General features: G+C 72.4%; 12 protein-coding genes. 6 read left to right on the top strand and 6 right to left on the bottom strand.

The features are described from left to right. Positions 1–49: 49 nt before the first annotated feature. Entirely contained in the window at positions 50–3,409 is a 3,360-nt protein-coding gene (locus tag ACQP00_RS15980) for a family 16 glycoside hydrolase (protein ID WP_433219715.1), read from the top strand. Here the strand turns inward: ACQP00_RS15980 and ACQP00_RS15985 are convergent. Next, positions 3,406–4,437, bottom strand: coding sequence for an alpha/beta hydrolase (locus ACQP00_RS15985; RefSeq protein WP_433219717.1), 1,032 nt, complete (start codon positions 4,435–4,437; stop codon positions 3,406–3,408). The two genes, ACQP00_RS15980 and ACQP00_RS15985, sit on opposite strands and share 4 nt — an antisense overlap. A gap of 130 nt (positions 4,438–4,567) precedes the next feature. Between ACQP00_RS15985 and ACQP00_RS15990 the strand changes: the two genes are divergently transcribed. Both ACQP00_RS15990 and ACQP00_RS15995 read left to right on the top strand, forming a co-directional pair. Continuing rightward, positions 4,568–7,657: a BTAD domain-containing putative transcriptional regulator gene (locus ACQP00_RS15990; RefSeq protein ID WP_433219719.1), complete on the top strand. Its 3,090-nt coding sequence runs from the start codon at positions 4,568–4,570 to the stop codon at positions 7,655–7,657. Between the two features lie 101 nt (positions 7,658–7,758). Beyond that, positions 7,759–9,141 carry a hypothetical protein gene (locus tag ACQP00_RS15995; protein ID WP_433219721.1) on the top strand — a complete coding sequence of 461 codons (1,383 nt, stop codon included), beginning with the start codon at positions 7,759–7,761 and terminating at the stop codon, positions 9,139–9,141. Between the two features lie 144 nt (positions 9,142–9,285). Here ACQP00_RS15995 and ACQP00_RS16000 read toward each other — a convergent pair whose 3' ends face one another. The 3 genes from ACQP00_RS16000 to ACQP00_RS16010 are packed head-to-tail and all read right to left on the bottom strand — an operon-like array spanning position 9,286 to position 14,327. After that, entirely contained in the window at positions 9,286–9,669 is a 384-nt protein-coding gene (locus ACQP00_RS16000) for a nuclear transport factor 2 family protein (RefSeq protein ID WP_433219723.1), read from the bottom strand. A 21-nt stretch (positions 9,670–9,690) separates the two neighbouring features. Beyond that, a complete protein-coding gene (locus ACQP00_RS16005) occupies positions 9,691–12,954 on the bottom strand; it encodes a serine hydrolase (RefSeq protein WP_433219725.1) in 3,264 nt (1,087 codons plus the stop codon). Between the two features lie 5 nt (positions 12,955–12,959). Next, entirely contained in the window at positions 12,960–14,327 is a 1,368-nt protein-coding gene (locus tag ACQP00_RS16010; protein ID WP_433219727.1) for an FAD-binding oxidoreductase, read from the bottom strand. 171 nt (positions 14,328–14,498) lie between these two features. On the opposite strand from ACQP00_RS16010, the gene ACQP00_RS16015 reads away from it, so the two are divergent. Both ACQP00_RS16015 and ACQP00_RS16020 read left to right on the top strand, forming a co-directional pair. Continuing rightward, positions 14,499–16,151, top strand: a complete 1,653-nt coding sequence (locus ACQP00_RS16015) for a methyl-accepting chemotaxis protein (RefSeq protein ID WP_433219729.1) — start codon at positions 14,499–14,501, stop codon at positions 16,149–16,151. A 336-nt stretch (positions 16,152–16,487) separates the two neighbouring features. Next, a complete protein-coding gene (locus ACQP00_RS16020) occupies positions 16,488–17,057 on the top strand; it encodes a GAF domain-containing protein (protein ID WP_433219731.1) in 570 nt (189 codons plus the stop codon). Positions 17,058–17,064: 7 nt separating this feature from the next. Here the strand turns inward: ACQP00_RS16020 and ACQP00_RS16025 are convergent, their stop codons facing one another. Beyond that, on the bottom strand, positions 17,065–17,643 hold the full coding sequence (locus ACQP00_RS16025) for an HD domain-containing protein (protein ID WP_433219733.1): 579 nt from the start codon (positions 17,641–17,643) through the stop codon (positions 17,065–17,067). Between the two features lie 224 nt (positions 17,644–17,867). Here ACQP00_RS16025 and ACQP00_RS16030 point away from each other — a divergent pair, with 224 nt between their 5' ends. Beyond that, positions 17,868–19,304 (top strand): M28 family peptidase, encoded by a 1,437-nt coding sequence (locus ACQP00_RS16030; RefSeq protein ID WP_433219735.1) that lies wholly within the window; start codon positions 17,868–17,870, stop codon positions 19,302–19,304. On the opposite strand, the gene ACQP00_RS16035 is transcribed toward ACQP00_RS16030, so the two are convergent. Next, entirely contained in the window at positions 19,305–20,162 is an 858-nt protein-coding gene (locus ACQP00_RS16035; protein ID WP_433219737.1) for an ion transporter, read from the bottom strand. It lies immediately after the preceding gene. Positions 20,163–20,238 lie beyond the last annotated feature (76 nt).

The raw sequence follows: 20,238 nt of genomic DNA on the forward strand, positions 1-20,238 counted from the left end.
GAGCGCGCGCGGGAGTCCGTGACGGCTCCTACCCTCCCTGGAGCGATCCATGAAGCGATGGACGACCCTCTTCGCCGCGCTGCTCGTGGGCGCCGGCCTGTTGCCCGCGGTTCCGGCCGCGGCCGCCGTGCCACCGCAAGAGCCCGGCGTCACCCTGCGCGTCTTCGACCTGCAGACCCCGCAGAGCTCCATCTGCGTGCTGAAGACGGGCCAGACGCCCAACATCGACAAGCTCATGCCGACCGTCAACTGGTCCACCGCGGCCGACTTCGGGCTGGAGAACTATTTCCAGGCCCAGGTGCTCGGCAACGTCAACATCGCCACGGCCGGCACCTATGCCTTCCGGCTCACCAGCGACGACGGCTCGCGCCTGGCCGTCGACGGCGCGACCGTGATCAGCAACGACGGGCTGCACGGGGCGACCGCGGTCGAGGGCAGCGTCGCCCTGACGACCGGGTACCACGCGCTGCGCATCGACTACTTCGAGCGCGACGGCGGCCAGCAGCTGACCCTGGAGTGGCGGCCGCCGGGTGCCACCGCGTTCGCCGTCGTGCCGAACTCGGTGCTGAGCACGGACTCCGGCGTCGTGCGGGTGACCGCGCCCGGGCGCAAGGAGTGCGAGGGCAGCGGTGACGCGCCGGGCGACGGGCTTCCGCTCTCGTCGGTGCACCCGGGGTACACCCTCACGAATTTGCGGCCGAATGGCTTCAATCCGCAGGTGAGTGCCATGGACTGGTTCCCCGACGGGCGTCTGGCCATCGCGACCTGGGGTGGCAGCCTCAACACCACCGGCGAGGTCTACATCCTGCGCAACGTGACGGGCGCTACGTCGCCCGGGCAGGTGCAGTACACCCGGATCGCGAGCGGGCTCAGAGAGCCGATGGGGCTCAAAATCGTCGACGGCATCATCTATGTCTCGCAGAAGCATGAGCTGACCGAGCTCACCGACACCAACGGCGACGGGCAGATCGACCGGTACCGTACGGTGGCGACCTGGCCGTTCGACGGCAACTTCCACGAGTTCGGGTTCGGGCTGCTGTACCAGGACGGCTTCTTTTACATGAACCTGTCCGTTTCGATCAACGAGGGCGGCGCGACGACCGAGCCGCAGGGCTCGGCGAACCGCGGCACCAGCCTGAAGATCAACCGGTCGACGGGGGCCGTGCAGTACGTCGCCGGCGGCCTGCGCACGCCCGACGGCATCGGCTGGGGCCCGGCCGGCGAGATCTTCGTGACCGACAACCAGGGCGGCTGGCTGCCCGCCTCGAAGCTGGTGCAGATCAAGCAGGACCGCTTCTTCGGCCACTACACCAACCCCGACGGCCCGTTCGACAACCAGCCGATCACCCAGCCCGTGCTGTGGCTGCCGCAGAACGAGATCGCCAATTCACCGAGCACCCCGCTGGTACTCCACAGTGGACCCTACGCGGGCCAGCTCGCGTTCGGCGACGTGACGTATGGCGGGATCCAGCGCGCATCGCTGGAGAAGGTCAACGGGGAGTACCAGGGCGCGGTCTTCCGGATGACGCAGGGCCTGGAGATGGGCGTCCTGCGGATCAGCGAGGGGCCGGACGGCGCGCTCTATGCCGGCGGGCTCGGGGCCGGCGGCAACTGGGGCCAGGAGGGCAAGCTCACCTACGGCCTGCAGAAGATCACCCCGAACGGCGCGAACCCCTTCGACTTCAAGGCGATGCGGGTCAAGCCGGGCGGCTTCGAGCTGGAGTACACGCAGCCGGTCTCGACCGAGACGGCGGCCAACCTCGCCTCGCACTACACCTTCAAGCAGTGGCGGTACGTCTCGACGCCGGCCTACGGCGGCCCGAAGGTCGACGAGGAGTCGCTGCAGGTCACCTCGGCCACCCTGTCGTCCGACCGGCTGAAGGTGACGGTGCAGGTGGCCGGGCTCAAGCCGGGCCGGGTCGTCCACGTGCGCTCGCCGCGGCCGTTCACGTCGACGAGCGGCGAGTCGCTGTGGAGCACCGAGGCGTGGTACACCCTCAACGCCCTCGCCGACGGCACGCTCCCGCCGACCGGCCAGCAGGAGGCCGAGCACTCGGGCCTCAGCGGCAGCGCGGGCGTCGCGACCGACCACAGTGGATACACCGGCAGCGGGTTCGTTGCCGGGTTCGGCAACCAGGGCGCCGCCGCCACGTTCAGCGTCGCCGCCCCGAGCGCCGGCTCCTACAACGTGGCCCTGCGGTTCAGCAACGGACCCAACCCGTCCGCGGGATCCAAGACCGTCAGCTTGTACCTCAACAATGCCAAGGTGAAACAGGTCGCGCTGGCCGACACCGGCAACTGGGACACCTGGGCGACGCAGACGGAAACGCTCACCCTGCGCGCGGGCGGCAACACGATCGCGTACAAGGTGGACAGTGGTGACATCGGCCACGTCAACCTGGACAACATCGTCGTCACCCCGGCCGGCGGCGGCTCCACGGCCGACCACACCGGCACCATCACCGGCATCGGCGGCAAGTGCGTCGACGTCAGCAACGCCGGCACCGCCAACGGCACCAAAATCCAGCTGTGGACCTGCAACGGCTCGACCGCGCAGAGCTGGACCCGCACCGGCGACACCCTCCGCGCCCTGGGCAAGTGCCTGGACATCGACAACGGGGGCACCGCGAACGGGACGAAGGTGCAGCTGTACACCTGCAACGGCTCGGCCGCCCAGGTCTGGCAGGCCCAGTCCGACGGCACGCTGCGCAACCCGCAGTCCGGCCGGGTGCTCGACGCGGCCGGCGGCGCCTCGGCCGACGGCACCCAGCTGCAGATCTGGGACAACGCGAACGTGCCCCAGCAGAAGTGGGTCCACAATGGAGTGTCGCGGGTGACGCTGTTCAACGGCGGCAGCCTCAACGCGTTCCAGAACGCCGACGGCACCGCCCCGACCTGGCCCGTCTCGGGCGGTTCGGCCGAGGTGCTCGGCGGCGACCTGCGCACCAAGCAGACCTTCGGCGACTTCAAGCTCCACGTGGAGTTCTGGCTGCCGAACCTGCCGTCCGACGTCACCGGCCAGGCCCGCGCCAACTCGGGCGTGTACCTGCAGGACCGCTACGAGGTCCAGGTGCTGGACACGTACGGCAAGTCGCCGCTCGCGAGCGACGACTGCGCCGGGATCTACCTCAAGCGCGCGCCCGACAGCAACGCGGGCACGGCCCCGGAGACCTGGCAGACGTACGAGATGACGTTCCGCGCGGCCCGCTGGAACGGCACCACGAAGACCGAGAACGCCCGCGTCACGCTCGTGTGGAACGGCGTCACGGTGCACAACAACGTGTCCGTCGACGGCCCGACCGGCAACGGCGCCGCCGAGAGCGCCGCGGCGCTGCCGATCCGCCTGCAGGACCACGGCGACGCGGGCGCGAACGTGCGGTACCGGAACATCTGGATCGAGCCGGTTTAGTCCGTGAGGCGCTCGCACAGCCAGGCGAGCGCCAGCGGGTACCGGTACTCGATCCCGCCGTGGCCGGCGTCGAACAGCTCGAAGTACACCTGCTGCTGTTGGACGCCGGCCGCGAGCACCTTGTCGAGGAACGCCGAGGCGCCGAGGTCGAGGAAGTACTCGTCCCGGCGCCCGGCGTCGATCCAGATCCCGCGCATGGACCGCAGCGCCTCGGCGTACTGCTCCTGCCCGGCCATCACCACCGGATCGCGGTCGAGCCACCGCTGCCACACGTCCGGAATCACCGCCCCGTTGGCGTCGAACGGCATCAGCACGGTCCCGTCGGGCTCGGCCGAGTAGGCCGCGGCGTACGCGTACATTTCCAGCAGCTCGATGTCGCCGTCCTTGGGGATCGCGCGCTTGCGGAACTCGGCGAAGAACGTGTCGTACGACCCGCCGAACTGATCCCGCAACTGCCGCGCCCGCCGCGGAAAGTCGGCCCGATGGCACACGTCGAACAACGCGTCCCCGGCGTGCGTGGCGAGCGCCCCGAACACGTCCGGCCGGAGCATCGCGGTCACCATGGCGCCGTAGCCGCCGCTGGACTTCCCGGTGATCGCCCGATGCTCCCGGCGCGGAAGCGTGCGGAACCGGCCGTCGACGAACGGCACGACTTCGTCGCAAAGATAGGTGTGGTACTTCCCGGTGCCGGGCGAGTCGAGGAACTGACTGCCGCCGAGCGAGGTCCAGGCATCGAAGTACACCACGATGGCGGGCGGCGCCTCACCCCGCGCGAACATGGCGTCGGCGAGCTCGGGGTACGGCGTGCGGAACGGGACCCGGTTCCACCACATGCCGATGTGCCCCGTGTAGCCCTGCGCCACGTAGACGGCGGGATACCGCTTCGCCTCATCCTCGTCATAGCCCGGGGGGAGGTACACGAGCAGCGGCCGCTCGTGCGGATCACCCAGCGGGTTGCCGCGCAGGGCGGTGCTGTCGACGACGAGCTCCTCGAACCGGCCGGCGAGCGGTGAGGACCAGGGCAGCATGCGGCACCTCCTGTGGGTTGTCGCCTCCATCATGCTCTCCCGGTCCGGGCGCCGTCCCGCGCACGCTCAGCTCCGGTCCAGGTAGGTTGTCCCCCAGTCGGAGGATCGGGGGGATTCGATGGAGTTCGGCGTGCTCGGGCCCTTGTGCGTGGAAGTCGGCGGGTCCGGTCCGTTGGAGCTGGGCCCGTACAAGTGGCGGCTCGTGCTCGCCACGCTGCTCACCCGGCCGAACGCGCCGGTCAGCGGGGACCTGCTCGCCGAGGTGCTGTGGGGTGACGAGCCGCCGCCGAGTGCGGCCGGGACGCTGCGGGTCTACGTGCACCAGCTCCGCCAGATCCTCGGCCGGGACCGGATCCTGCGCGCCCCCGGCGGGTATCGCCTGGTCGTCGCGCCCGGCGAGACCGACGCCGACCGCTTCCGCGGCCTGGCTGCGCAGGCCCGCGAGGCCGCGGCCGGGGAACTCTTCCGGAAGGCACTGGCGCTGTGGCGCGGTCCGGCGTTCGCGGACCTCCGGGATCACCCCGTCATCCAGGCCGCCGCGGCCGCACTCGACGAGGCCCGCCTCAACGTGCTCGAAGAGTGTGCCGCGGCCGAACTCGCGGTCGGCCGGCACGCCGAGCTGTGCGCCGAGCTCGGGGCGCTGGCCGCCGAGCACCCGCTGCGGGAGAACCTCACCGCCCATCTCATGACCGCCCTCGCCCGGTCCGGGCGGCAGGCCGAGGCCACCGTCGTGTTCCATCAGACCCGCCGATTACTCGCCGACGAGTTCGGCCTCGACCCCGGGCCTCGCCTGCACGAACTCCATCAGCAGATTCTGGCCGGCGCCTCCGCGCGACTGCGGCCGGGCACGCCGCTGCAGCTGCCCCGGGACACCGCCGAGTTCGCCGGGCGGGCCGGCCTGCTCGCCGCGCTCGACGCGCATCTGCCCGCGGGCGTGACCGTCGTGGCCGGGATGGCCGGGGTCGGCAAGACCACGCTCGTCGCACACTGGGCGCACCGGCTGGTCGGCCGGTTCCCCGACGGGCAGCTGTTCGTGAACCTGCGCGGGTTCGGGCCGGGCACGCCGGTCCGGCCGATCGACGCCCTGGCCAGCATGCTGCGCGGGCTAGGGGTGGCCGCGGAGGCCGTTCCGCTCGAGGTCGAAGAAGCCTCCGCGTTGTACCGTACGGTCCTCGCCGACCGCCGCGTGCTCGTGGTGCTCGACAACGCCGGGTCGGCCGAGCAGGTGCGGCCGCTGCTGCCCGGCGGGGGCGGGTGTCACGTCGTGGTCACCAGCCGGCACCGGCTCTCGGGGCTGGCGGTCCAGGACGGGGCCCGCCGGCTCGACGTCGACGTGCTCGCCCCGGCCGAGGCGTCCGCGCTGCTCGCGACGCTGCTGCGGGATCGGCGGGGTGCCGATCCGGCCGCGTCGGTGCAGGTGCTGGCCCGGGTCTGTGGGTATTTGCCGCTGGCGCTGCGGATCGTGGCCGCGCAGCTGCTCGACGCGCCGTTCCGCGGGGTCGCCGAACAGGCCGAGCTGCTGCGGGCGCGGGGCCTGCGCAGCATGACGGTCGACGGCGAGCGGGACGCGGTGATCCGGGCCGCGTTCGACGCCTCCTACGCCTCGCTGACGACCGACGTGCGGCGCATGTTCCGGCTGCTGGGGCTGCTGCCGACCGGTGACATCCCGACCACCGCGGCGGCGGTGCTGGCGGGCGCGCCGGTGGCCGAGGCGGCGCTGCTGCTGGACCGGCTCACCGCCGGGTTCCTGCTGACCAATCCCGCGGCCGGCCGGTACACGCTGCACGACCTGCTGCGCTGGTACGCCGCCGAGCACGCGGCCGACGACCCCGACGGGCCGGCCGCGTTCCAGCGGGTGTGCGACTGGTACCTGCACTCGGTCGACGCCGCCGCCCAGCACCTGCACCGGCACTCCCTGCGGCTGCCGCTGTGGCCCGAGGAGGCACCGGCCGGGGTGATGCGGTTCGAGACCGGGGCCGCCGCGCGGGCCTGGCTGGAGGAGGAGCGGGCCAACCTGGTGGCGCTGGTCGGGCACTGCGCCGAGCACGGGCCCCGGCGTACCGCCTGGCTGCTGGCCGACGCCCTGCGCGGCATCTTCGACCGGCTGCGGCACATCGTCGACTGGACCGCCACGACCGACGCCGGGCTCGCCGCCGCGCGGGCCGAGGACGACCGCCGGGCCGTGGTCGCGATGCTGCACAGCGCGGCCCACTCGAACTACGTCATGGGGCGGTACCCGGCCGCCGAGACGTACCTCGGGGAGGCCACCGAGCTCGCCCGGGAGGACGGCTGGGCGATGGCCGAGGCGGCCCTGACCGCCAACCTCGGGATCGTGCACCGCGAGGTCGGCCGGCTCATCGCGGCGGGCACGGTGATGAAACGGGCGATCGGCCTGAGCGAGGAGTCGGGCCTGCTGCACGTCAACCTGGCCAACAACCTCTGCCTGATCCAGATCCGCCTGGGCCAGCTGCGCCAGGCCCTGCGCACCGGCCTGCGCTCGCTCGACCTCGGCCTGCGGACCGGCAACCTCAGCAGCCAGGCCACCGCTCTGCACAGCCTCGGCTGGGTCTACTGGGAACTGGGCCGGCCGGAGCGGGCCGCCGAGCACTTCGCGCGCTCGGTCGCGCTGGCCCACGAACTGGGCTTCCGCGACGCCGAGATCCGGGCGAACCTGCGCCTGGCCCTCGTCGAGGCGCTGCACCACGGCCGGCCGGGCGACGGGCTGCCCCGGGCCGAGACCGCGCTGGAGACGGCGGTGCGGATCGCCGACCGCAACGCCGAGACCGAGGCGGCCATCACCGTGGCCGCCATCCACGTGCACCTCGGCGATTTCGGTACCGCCCTGCGCCGCTACGAGCGGGCCGCGTCGGTGGCGGACGCGATGGGCATCCGGCCGTACGCGGTGGAGGCGGTCCTCGGCACCGCGGTGGCCCACCGCGGCCTCGGCGACCTGGACACCGCCGAGCGGCGGGCGGAGGCGGCCCGGGCCGAGGCCGCGAGCATGTCAATGGCCGTCTACACCGCGCGCGCCGTCCTCGTCCTGGCCGAGATCGCGCTGCTGCGCGGCGACCACGCGACCGCGGCGGCGCACGCCCGGCACGCCCGCCGCGCGTGCGTCCACACCGGCCACCGCCCGGGCGAGGAGCACGCCCGCGCGGTGCTCGCGGCCGTGCGGGGGCTCACCCAACAAACGCCCAACAAAGTCCCAACCGCCCCCTGACATCGTGACCGGGCCGAATTCATTTCGAGGGTCAACGAGATGTGGCGCCTGCACTCGTGGCCGTAGAACGCCTCCCTCATTCCCCTTCGCGAAAGGGCACCATGACCACACGTTCAGCCTTGGTACGGCGATGCACCGCCGTCCTGCTCGCGCCGGTCGTCGGGCTGGCCGGCGCCGTCGTGACCGACCTCGTCGCCGGGCCCGCCGCGGCGCACGCCGCATCCACGTACGGCACCGCCATCACCCGGTCCGAGGTACTGAGCCGGACCCGCGACTGGCACCGGCGGGGCGACGACGCCGACATGACGTACAGCGACTCCGGCACCGGGACCGCCACGGACGTCGACGGCGACCACCGGTACCGGCGGGACTGCTCCGGCTATGTCGCCATGGCCTGGCACAACTCCGTCCAGCCGAACACCTGGGGCCTGCAGGACGGCGAGGGCCCGACCCGGCCGATCAGCCGATCGGAGCTGCAGCCGGGAGACATCCTGGTCGACAACGTGGGCAGCGAGCACCACGCGGTCATCTTCCAGGGCTGGAACAACGCGGCGAAGACCACGTTCCAGTACTACAGCTTCGGGGACACGCCGGTCACGCACTACTCGAACGGCAGCTTCGCCTCCGGCGCGTCCATCGCCGGCCACCTCGCGTCGCACTACAACGCCTACCGGTACACCCGAATCCAGGACACGTCGCCGGGCGTCGGCGTCGTGCAGGACGGCACCACCACCCGCGTGTTCTACCGCGGCTCGGACGGTGCGCTGTGGCAGTACTACCTGGCCGGCGGCCACTGGACCGCGCAGCGCATCGGCGGGGCCATCATCGGCAGCCCTTCGGCCGTGTTCGACCCCAGCAACAACTACATCCGGGTGTTCGCGCAGGGCACCGACCATTCGCTGTGGCAGTACTGGTGGAACGGCTCGACCTGGCAGCAGCAGGAGGTCGGCGGCACCCTGACCAGCGGCACCGGCGCGGTGGTCAAGAACGGCGTCGTACGCGTCTTCTTCCGCGGCGCCGACGGAGCCCTGTGGCAGTACTACCTCTCCGGCGGACACTGGACGTCGCAGGAGATCGGCGGCTACATGCTGGACAACCCGGCGGCGGTCGACGACTCGGCCTACCTGCGCGTCTTCTTCCAGGGCACCGACGGCGCGATGTGGCAGTACTACTGGGACGGCGACAGCTGGCGCCAGCAACGCATCGGCGGCGAGTTCACCAGCGGCTTCGGCGCCTACTGGCTGGGCGGCGTGGTCCGCGTCTACGCCCGCGGCGCCGGCAACGGCTCGCTGTACCAGTACTACCTCGCCAACGACACCTGGACCCTGCAGAGCCTGGGCGGCACCGTCACCAGCGGCGCCGGCGCCACGTCCGACGGCTACTACCTGCGCGTCTTCGCCCGCGGCGCCGACAACGCGCTGTGGCAGAACGCCTGGAACGGCAGCTCCTGGTCCTGGACGAAGATCGGCGGCAGCCTCGGCTGATCCGACGCTGCTCAAGGTTGGTGGTCCGGACCGTCGGGGACTGCCGGGACCGCCCGGCTCCCGAACCACGGCCCGGACCACCGGCCCATTCCCGGAATACGCTCGGTGACCATCGGCCGTCGGATCGCTCCGCGTGAGACCGGTTCAGCGCATTCGCTCGGCGAGGCCGGCTCTGGATTCGGGTGCGGGGAACGGGTCGGCGAAGTACTGCGTCTCGTGCGCGACCTCCTCGCCGGTGAACTGCATGATGCTCACCGAGTGCGTCGGCGCGCCGTCGTAGGTGATGATGCACTCGCTCACCCACAGCTCACCCGCCCCGCTGATCCGCTGGACGGTGAACCGGCGCTCGGCCGGATGTCCGCCGCGCTGGGCGGCGATGGCGGTGCGGCCCCGGAAGCGCTCACCCGACTGGGGGTAGTCCAGCACCGCATCGGTCGCGTAGAGGGCGTGCTCGGCCTCGACCTCACCCGCGTCGGAGGCTCGCCAGTGTGCCTCGATCGCTGCCCTGATCCGCTGGTCGGCGTCCACACCACCAACGGTAGCCCCCGCTCAGGAGACCTTGGGGTTGGCGCGCAAGCCCGTGTGCAGGTACTGCTCCCCGGTCGGCAAGGTGTAGAAGGTGACCGGAATCCAGGTCTGGGTGCCGGGCGGGCGCAGGACGAACAGGGAGTCGTCGATCGCCACGAGGTCGTGTTCCTGCACCGGTTCCGGGACCAGCGCGGCGAGCGGGCCGGTGGTGGTCTGGCGCAACCGCAGGCGGTCGTCGGACAGGAACACCTCGAGGCGCACGCCGGCGCGTTCGTACGTGCCGAGGTGCCGGGACGCGTCGACCGTCGGGGGCACGTCAGCCGGGGACAGTGGCTCGGGCATCGTGAGGGCGGCGAGGTCGGCGAAGATCTCACGGTACAAACTGTGATAGAGGTCCTTGGTGTTGCCGCCGTTGGTCAGCAGGACGACCGCGAGGCCCTGCTCCGGGAGGAGCCGCAGGAACGCGGACTGGCCCAGGGTGTTGCCGTCGTGGCCGATGAGCCGCGCGCCGTCCCAGCCGAAGCGGATCCAGCCCAGGCCCCACGAGTCGCCGAGGCTGTGCTTGTCCGGGACGTCGGCCTGGTGTGCGGCCATGGCCTCGGATGCCGCGCCGCCGGTCAGGTGCGTGCGGGCGAAGGACAGCACGTCGGCCGCCGAGGCGCAGATCAGGCCGGCCGGGCCGGCCGAGCGGGGGAGTGTCCACACTGGAGCCGGCCGCGGGCCGTCGGCGGCGTCGAGGTGGCCGACGGCGGTGCGGTGCAGCAGGGCCTCCTCCGGCAGCGTGACCGTGTGCTCCAGACCCAGCGGGGCGATCAGCCGGGACCGCAGGGCGGCGTCCCACGTCATGCCGGTTAGGTGCTCGATGACGCGGCCGGCCAGGGTGTAGCCGGAGTTGCAGTACGAGAAGGTCGCGCCCAGCGGGTGGTTCTGCGCGGCGGTGGACAGTTCGGCGACGTAGCGCTCCAGGCAGTCGTCGCCGCGGCCGGTGTCGGTGAAGATGTCGCCGTCGATGCCGCTGGTGTGGCTCAGCAGGTGGCGCATCGTGACCTGCGCGGCCACGTCCACATCGGACAGTCGCAGGCCGGGCAGGGCGTCGGCGATCGGCGCGTCGAGGTCGAGCAGGCCCTCGTCGACCAATTGCATGACGACGGCCGCGGTCCACGTCTTGGTGATGGAGCCGATCTGGAACAGCGAGTCCTCGGTCACGGCGACGCCGGTGCGGGTGTTCAGCACGCCGGTGGCGGCCACCATGCTTTCGTCCCCGGCCCCGTCGGTACCGATCCGAAGCACGCCCAGCACCGCCCCCGGCACCTTGTGCCGGCGGGCGAGCCGGTCCAGCCGCCGCTGCCAGTGCGCGGCGTCGATCGGGGCCTTCCGCTCGACCCACGCCACGACGCGGCGGTTGTAGTCGGCGCGGTGCGACGGGCGGCCGTTGAGGATGAACAGGTGCGACGCCCCGGGGTACAGCACCAGCCGGCTCGGCACCCCCCGCTCGCGCAGCGCGGTGAACCACTGCTCGGCCTGGCCGGCCGGGCAGCGCTCGTCGTCGGCGCCGTGCAGCACCAGGGTCGGCGTGCGGACGTGCTCGACGGCGGCCAGCGGCGACAGCTCGGCGAACCGCGCGCGGTCGGCCCACGGGGTGCCGCCGAGTTCCGCCGCGCTCAGATGATGCCCGAGGTCGGCGGTGCCGGCCTCGCTCGTCAGGTCGGCGACCACCCCGCCGGCGACGGCGGTGCTGAACCGGTCGTCGCGGCTGGTGAGGTAGCAGGTCATGAAGCCGCCGTAGCTGTACCCGGCGATGGCGAGGCGGTCCGGGTCGGCCTTGCCGGCGGCGACGAGCTGGTCGATGGGCTCCAGGAGGTCGCGCGCGTCGGCCTCGCCCCACCCGCCGAGGGCCGCGGTGAAGAACGCCTCGCCGTAGCCGTCGCTGGCCCGGGGGTTGAGCAGCAGCACGGTCCAGCCGCGGGCGGCGAGCTCCTGGTGGTACAGGTGGGCGGGGTCGGCCGCCGGATGCCAGGCGTTGTGCGGCCCGCCGTGGATGTCCAGCAGCAGCGGCCGCGGTCCGGTGCGGGCGGGGTCGCGGATCAGCCAGCCGTGCACGACGGTCCCGTCGGAGACGGTGAACTCGCGCTCCTCGGGCGTGAACAGCTCGGCGTCGCCAAGGCTCGCGCCGTGCGCGGTGAGCACGGTCCGCTCGCCGGTGCGCAGGTCGACGCGGACGATCTCGCCGTAGGAGGACGGTGTGGCGAGGGCGACGGCCGCGGTGCCGGCGGCGGCGGACATGCCCTGCACGACGTCGCCGGGGCCGCCGAGGACCCGCCGGGGCGCGCCGCCGTCCAGGGCGGTCGCGTAGAGGTGGGAGCAGCCGCGGTCGCGGACGCAGAAGTACACCTCGCCGCCGGAGACGGCCGGGAGCGCGCCCGGGTAGCCGGGGCCGCCGGGCATGACGTTGCGGTCCAGCGGCGCGGCCAGGTCCAGCGGGTCGCCGCCGTCGAGCGGGACGCGCAGCAGCCCGGCGTGGCCGGTGGCGGTGTCCCGGCGGCCGACGACGAGCAGCGCCCGCCCGTCGGGGGTCCAGGTGACCGGGCCGGCCTGGCCGTCGGCCGCTCCGACCGGGCGCGGCTCGGGCGCGTCGGCGCGGGCCTCGACGACGTACGCCGCCGAGCGCATCGTGAGATCGGCGTCGGGGTCCCGGGCGGACGCGAAGGCCAGCATGGTGCCGTCGGGCGACCACGCCGGGTCGCTCGCGTGCCAGTCGCCGTCGGTGACCGCGCGGACCTCGCGGCTGTCCAGGTCGAGCACGTGCAGGTGCCGGCGGACGGTACCGATGAGGCCCACACCGTCGGCCTTGTAGCCGAGGCGGTCGGTCGCGACGGGCGCGGACCGCTCGCCGCCGGCCGGGTCGGTCGGCGCGGCGAACGCGATCGCGCTGCCGTCCGGGCTCCACACCGGCGTCCCGGCGCCGAGCGGCAGCGCGGTCAGCGGCTCGGCCTCGCCGCCGCCGGCCGGCAGCAGCCACACCTGGGCCGGGCCGTCCACGGAGCGCAGGAACGCGAGCCAGGTGCCGTCCGGCGACCAGACCGGGGTGCTGTCGGCCGGGCCGCGGGTGAGCCGGTGGGGTTCCCCGCCACTTGCCGCCACCCGCCACAGGGAGCGGACGTCCCGGTCGGCCTCGCGGTCGGCGGTGCGCAGGACGTAGACCACCTGGGCGCCGTCGGGGGAGAGGGCGGGCTGCTCGACCAGCGCGATGCGGTACAGGTCGTCGATCTCGATCCGTCCGGTCATGGTGTTCAGATTGCCTTGCCCGGATTGAGCAGGCCATGCGGGTCCAGCGCGGCCTTGACCGCCGCCTGCATCGCCCGGACCGCCGGCGCGAGCTCGCGTTCGAGCCCCTCGCGCTTGAGCAGCCCGACGCCGTGCTCGCCGGTGACGGTGCCGCCGAGGTCGAGCGCGGCCGCGACGATCTCGGCGAAGGCGGCCTGGGCGCGCCCGCGGGCCGCGTCGTCGCCGGCCGGGGTGATGAGCAGCGGGTGCAGGTTGCCGTCGCCGACGTGCGCGATGTTGGCGATCCGGATGTCGTGCGCGACCCCGATCGCGTCGATGCGGGCGAGCATCTCCGGGACGGCCGCCTTGGGTACGCAGACGTCCTCGGTGAGCACCGGCCCGAGCCGCTCCAGCGCCGGGTAGGCGAGCCGGCGGGCCGAGAACAGCGCGTCGGCCTCCTCCTGATCGGTGGAGACGGCCGACCAGGTGGCACCGCCGGCCGCGAACGCCTCGCGCAGCCGCTCGGCCTCGCCGTCGCCCTCCGCGCCGAGCGTGTCCACCCGGCCGAGCAGCACCACGGCCGCGTCGGCGGACAGGCCCATGTTCTTCCACGCGTCGACGGCGGCCAGGCAGTGCCGGTCGACCAGTTCCAGCGCCGACGGCGTGAGCCCGGCCGCGGCCGCCGCGGTGACCGCCCGGCCGGCGTCGGCGGCGGAGTCGAAGTACCCGACGACGGTCCGCTCGGACGCGCGGGCCGGCCGCAGCCGCACGGTCACCTCGGTGATGACGCCGAGGGTGCCCTCCGAGCCGACCATGAGCGAGGTGAGGTCGTAGCCGGCGACCCCCTTCGCGGTGCGGCGCCCGAGCCGGACCAGCTCGCCGGTGCCGGTCACCACCTGCAGCCCGAGGACGTAGTCGCGGGTGACCCCGTACTTCACGCAGCACATGCCGCCCGCGTTGGTCGCGACGTTCCCGCCGATCGTGGACCAGGGCGAACTGGCGGGGTCAGGGGGGTACCAGAGACCAAAACGTGCGACGTGGGACCGCAGCGCATCGTTGACGACGCCGGGTTGCACGACGGCCAGCCGCTCCAGCGGGTCGACCTCGACGACCGCGGCCATCTTCTCCAGCGACACCACGACGCACCCGGCCATCGCATTGGCCCCGCCGGACAGCCCCGTGCCCGCCCCACGTGGCACGATCGCCGTTCCGGTGGCGATACAAGCAAGGACCGTCGCTTGTACTTCCTGTGCCGACTGCGGCCGCACCAGCGCGACCGGCAGCGCGTAAGGGGCCCACTCGGCCTCGTCGTGCGCGTAGGAGCGCAGGACGTCGGGGTCCGTGACGACCCGATCGGCCGGCAGGCGTCGTTCGAGCTCGGTGAGTACCGCCATCGACCCAGTACATCACTGCGCAACGACCGGGCCCCGGCGACGGTGGCCCAGCCGGCCCCGCGCCCGCCCCATTCCGCCATGTGGCCATGCCTAAACCTCGGACATTCGGTGCCGATGTCACGGACATCCGCTGTACACGACAGCAGCTGGCCCGATGGGACGGAAACCGGGATGACCGCGAACACCACGCCGATCGAGGTGACCGTCCGGCGCAGCCGGGTGGCCGCGCTGGTCGCCGACCGGTCCGTGAACGTGAAGACCATGATCGGCGTGGCGCTGGTGGCGCTCGTCGCGGTCGGGGTGGGGGTGCTGTCCATCGTGAGCATGGGCCGGATCAACGACCGGCTCGGGAGCCTCAAGTCCGAGCATCTGGAGAGCGTCGCCGAGCTGGTGGTCATCCGGCAGGGCGTGGCCGAGAACTACCGTGCGCAGTCGCTGTTCGCCTGGGCGTCGTACGACCCGACGCTCGGCCCGCGCGCGCAAGAGGCCCGGTCCAATGGTGACACGCTGATCAGTGGTGCGATTGAGCAGTACCGGATGCGTATTTCGGACTCTCCGGCGCGCGCGGCGAGTCTGGACAAGTTCGCGACGGCCTGGGACGGCTACGCCAACCTGCGCAACGTCGTGGTGTTCCAGGAGCAGCCGAGGGCCGGCACCAGCGTCACCAGCGACGCGGCCGAGCGGACCAAGCTGTGGCAGAGCCTCGAGGCGCAGATGAACGACGCGCTCGCGCAGTTGCAGGCGCTGGAGAACACCGAGGCGTCGGCGGAGGCGAGCAACGCCCTGGGCGCGTACCACACCGCGCGCAACTGGACGGTCGGCTCGCTGGTGATCGGCCTGCTGCTCGCCTTCGCGGTGGCCGGCCTGATCGGACGGCGGATGAACCGTCAGCTGCGCACGGTGTCCGAGACCCTGCGCGCCACCGCGGACGGCGATCTGACCAGGCGTGCGGCCGTGCTGGCCCGCGACGAGCTCGGCGGGATGGCCGTCGCGGTCAACCAGGCCAACGAAAGCATCGGCCGTACCGTCGACACGCTCGCCACCGCCGCCCGTACCCTCGGCGACAGCACCAACCGCCTGACCGGCGTGACGGCGCGCATCGGTGACAGCGCGCAGGTGGCCGCCGCGCGCGCGAACGTCGTCGCCGGGGACGCGGGCACCGTCTCGCAGAACGTGCAGACGCTCGCCGCGGGCTCCGAGGAGATGGGCGCCTCGATCCGCGAGATCGCGCAGAACGCCAACGACGCCGCGCGGGTCGCCTCCGAGGCGGTCGGCGTGGCCGAGACGACCAACCACACCGTGTCCAAGCTCGGCGACTCGAGCACCGAGATCGGCAACGTGGTCAAGGTGATCACCTCGATCGCCGAGCAGACCAACCTCCTCGCGCTGAACGCCACCATCGAGGCGGCCCGCGCGGGTGCGGCCGGCAAGGGGTTCGCGGTCGTCGCCAGCGAGGTGAAGGACCTGGCCCAGGAGACCGCCCGCGCCACCGAGGACATCTCCCGCCGGGTCGAGGCCATCCAGTCCGACACGGCCAACGCGGTCGACGCCATCGGCGAGATCAGCCGCATCATCGCGCGGATCAACGACTACCAGCTGACCATCGCCTCGGCGGTCGAGGAGCAGACGGCCACGACCGGCGAGATGAGCCGCAGCGTGGGCGACGCGGCGCACGGCGCGACGAACATCGCGGGCAACATCGCCGGGGTGGCGGAGGCGGCCCAGTCCACCACGACGACGCTGAGCGAGGTCGACCAGACGGTGCACGAACTGAACCGGGTGGCGAGCGACCTGCAGGCGACGGTGAGCCGCTTCCGGGTGTGACGCCGCTCCGCGTCGCCAGGGAGACGTCGCCAGGGAGACGTCGCCAGGGAGACGTCGCCAGGGAGACGTCGCCAGGGAGACGTCGCCAGGGAGACGTCGCCAGGGAGACGTCGCCAGGGAGACGTCGCCAGGGAGACGTCGCCAGGGAGACGTCGCCAGGGAGGCGTCGCCAGGGAGGCGTCGCGGGGAGATACTGGAGAGACGGCCGCCGCTCGCCGGGACGAGACGCCGCTGGGCCGTCTGCTGGCGGCCCGGGCCGACTACCACCGCGCCGCCGCCGAGCGCCGGCGCATCGAGGAACAGGTCGGCGAGATCCGCGCCCGCGAGCAACAAGGGGTGATCGACGCCGAGGTCCGCGCCACCCGCCGCATCCTGCTCGACGCCCTGCGCCGCCGAGCGGGCGCGGAGGCCCTGGCCCTGATCGACCACGACTTCCTGGCCGTGGCCGACCGCCCCACGATCGTCGCCGCCATGCTCGACGTCGCCCGTACCGTCGGCCGCGCCGACTTCTCCGACCTGCAGATCTACGATCCGGTGACGGCCGCCCTGCGCATGGAGGCGCACCGCGGCTTCAGCGACGACTTCCTGGAGTACTTCGCCACCGTGGGCGCCGGCCAGCCCACCGCCTGCGCCGCCGCCGTCCGCACCCGCCAGGCCGTCGTGGTCGACGACGTCACCCGCAACCCGATCTTCGCCGGCCAGCCCACCCTGGCCCCGATCCGCGCGGCGGGCTCGCGGGCGATCCGCTCGTACCCGCTGCTGACCCCGGACGGCCGCATCCACGGCGTGCTGTCGCTGCACTACCGGCGCCCGGCGCCCGGCGCCCGCCGCGGGCGCGGCGGACCTGGTGGCCGCGAGCGCCGCCCACGCACTCACCGCGAACCGGCACTGAGGATCCGGCACTGAAAGAAGGTCAGGTGTCGAGGGGGTTGCCGGTGATGCGCATCGCGAGGTTGCGGCGCACCGAGGCGGCCGCGGCGCTGGCCGGTTTGCGGCGGGCCTGGTCCTCGAAGTAGCCCAGGAACTCCTCGGCGAAGCCGAGCCGGGGATAGCGGTCGAGGGTCGCCGCCCGTACGTCCGGTGGGAACTCCTCCTGCCACCGCCCGACGATCTCCCAGCTCGTGGCCACCTGCAGCAGGTGCGACTCCGGGTCGTCGGCGGCGGACACGTCGTCGCGCATGTGGGTCACGATGATCTCGGCCACCCGGTCGGACCGCGCCGCCGACCACCCCGCGGCCCGCCCGAACACGCGAGCGAGGTCGCCACCGGCCTCCTCGAACGGCACCGTGTGGCTGTCGAACGACGCCGCCAGCGCGATGTCGTGCAGCAGGGCGGCCACCCCGACGAGCTCGTCGTCGCGGTCGATCCCGCGGGCCGTGCCGTAGGCCGCCGCCCACTCGTACGAGCGGACGGAGTGATTGAGCATCGCGGGCGAGAAGTGGCGCTCGGCCACCGACAGCGCGGCCGCGATCGCGGGAGTGTCCGGCAACATTGCCGCAATCCTGCCGCCCCTCCGCCCCGGCCCGCGTCACCCCGTGCGCGGTAGGGTGTTGCGCGGGTGGTGGGCGCCGGCCGGTCGGCGGGCGTATGCGCAGGTCAGGGCCGTGTCGTTCGGGCGCGGTATGGCCAAGGTGGTATGGAACTGCTCCTTGATCTCGGGAATCGACGCGTGCGAATCTCGCGCCACCCCTCTCCCCGAGATCGAGGAGCTCTCCCATGAGATCCCGTGCAGTGGCGCTGACACTGACCGTGTCCGCCGCGCTCATCGGGGCCGGTCTGGCCCTCCCGGCCGGCGCCGCGCCCCCGGTCCAGCTCACGCCCGCGCTCGCCGCCGCGCCCGACATCGCGGTGGCCAACGTGCAGGCCCACCTCGCACAGCTCGGCACGATCGCTTCGAGCAACGGCGGCACCCGGCGCAGCGGCACCGCCGGATACACCGCATCCGTCGCGTACATCAAGGGCAAGCTGCAGGCCGCCGGCTACACGGTGGCCGAGCAGACGTGCACGAGTTGCACGTATCGCGCGAACAACCTGATCGCCGACTGGCCGGGCGGGCCGTCCGACCAGATCACCATGTTCGGTGCGCACCTGGACAGCGTGGCCGCCGGGCCGGGCATCAACGACAACGGCTCCGGTTCGGCCACGCTGCTGGAGAACGCGCTGGTCCTGGCCCAGCAGCACCCGACGATGAGCCGGCACGTGCGGTTCGCCTGGTGGGCCGGGGAGGAGCAGGGCCTGCAGGGCTCGGCCTTCTACGCCAATGCGCTCACGAGCACGCAGCGCACGCAGATCAAGGCGTACTACAACTTCGACATGGTCGGTTCGACCAACGGCGGCTACTTCATCAACCACATCACGTCCTCGGCGGCGGTGCCGATGAAGGCGTACTGGGACTCGCTCGGCCTGCAGCCCGAGGAGAACACCGAGGGCGCGGGCCGCTCCGACGACTACTCGTTCGAGCGGGTGGGCATTCCGACCTCCGGCTACGCGGCCGGCGCCAGCGCGCGCAAGACCTCGGCGCAGGCGGCCAAGTGGGGCGGCACCGCCAACAGCGCGTACGACTCGTGCTACCACCAGGCCTGCGACACCACCAGCAACATCAACGCCACGCTGCTCAACCGCGCGGCGGACGGGGTCGCCTCGACCATCTGGGCCACCTCGGTGAGCGGGACGACCACCCCGCCGCCGACCGGCTGCACGTCCGCGCAGGTCCTGACCAACCCCGGCTTCGAGTCGGGCGCGACCGGCTGGTCGGGCACCACCGGCGCGATCGGCCAGTGGGCGTCGCAGGGCCAGGCCGCGCATGGCGGCTCGTACAGCGCCTGGCTGCTCGGCTACGGCTCGACGCACACCGAGAGCCTGTCGCAGTCGGTCACGATCCCGTCCGGCTGCACGGCGACGCTGTCGTTCTACGTCCACATCGACAGCGCGGAGACGACGACGTCGACGGCCTACGACAAGCTGACCATCACCGCGGGCTCGACGACGCTCGGGACGCTGTCGAACCTGAACAAGGCGACGGGCTACGTGCAGAAGTCGTACAGCTTGAGCGCGTTCGCCGGCCAGACGGTCACGCTCAAGTTCAACGGCACCGAGGACTCCTCGCTGCAGACCTCGTTCGTCCTCGACGACGCGGCCGTGCAGATCAGCTGATCACTCGTGGGCCCGGCGCTGGGTGACCGCGCCGGGCCCACCCGGGCCGCGGTCGATGCGCAGGTCACGTTCCAGTTCCTGCACGAGGGCGCGCAGGTCGTCCAGGCGCTGGCTGATCGCGATGCGGTCGATCTCGTCCGGTACGCCGTCGCCGTCGACGTCGTAGTCCGGGGCCAGCCCGTCGGTCATCTCCAGCCGGCGGGCCTCCTCCATCGAGTTGACGATGACGGCGATCAGGATGTTCATCAGGAGGTTGGCGGTGAGCAGCACGTAGCTCACGTAGTACACGAGCGTCCACGGCGAGAGGTCCAGCCCCTGCCGGATCAGGTCGGGCAGGGTCTCCAGCGACAGCAGCACGAACAGCGTGAGCACGGCCGCGCCGATCGTCCCGTACTCCTCCGGGTAGGTGTTGCCGAAGATCAGCCAGCCGGCCATCCCGTACACGTACAGGGTCACCAGGGCCAGGGCGAGGAAGCCGCCGACGCCGGGCAGGCTGCGCAGCAGGGCGGTGACGATCGTGCGCAGCCCGGGGGAGAAACGCACGAGCCGCAACACGCGCGCGATGCGGATCACGCGCAGGGCGGCCGAGTCGCCGTGCAGGCCGGGCACGAACGCCGCCGCGATCACGACGAAGTCGAACACGTTCCAGCCCTGCTTGAAGAAGTCCTGCGGCCGCCGTCCGTGGGCCAGGATGCGGATCACGATCTCGGCCACGAACGCGATGCGGAAACCCCACTCCAGCTCGTCGAGCACGTCGCCGATCGCGCCCGGATGGGGATAGGTCTCGATGGCCAGCACCACCGCGTTGGCCCCGATGAGCAGCACGATCGCCACCTCGAAGGCCCGCGACCTCGTCACCCCGGAACACCGGCTCGCCACTCGCGCCATGTCGACCATGCGTCGATCTCACCGTTTTGCGCGGTCTGAGGGCAAG

The sequence above is a fragment of the Dactylosporangium sp. CS-047395 genome (assembly GCF_050942185.1).
GTDB lineage: Bacteria > Actinomycetota > Actinomycetes > Mycobacteriales > Micromonosporaceae > Dactylosporangium.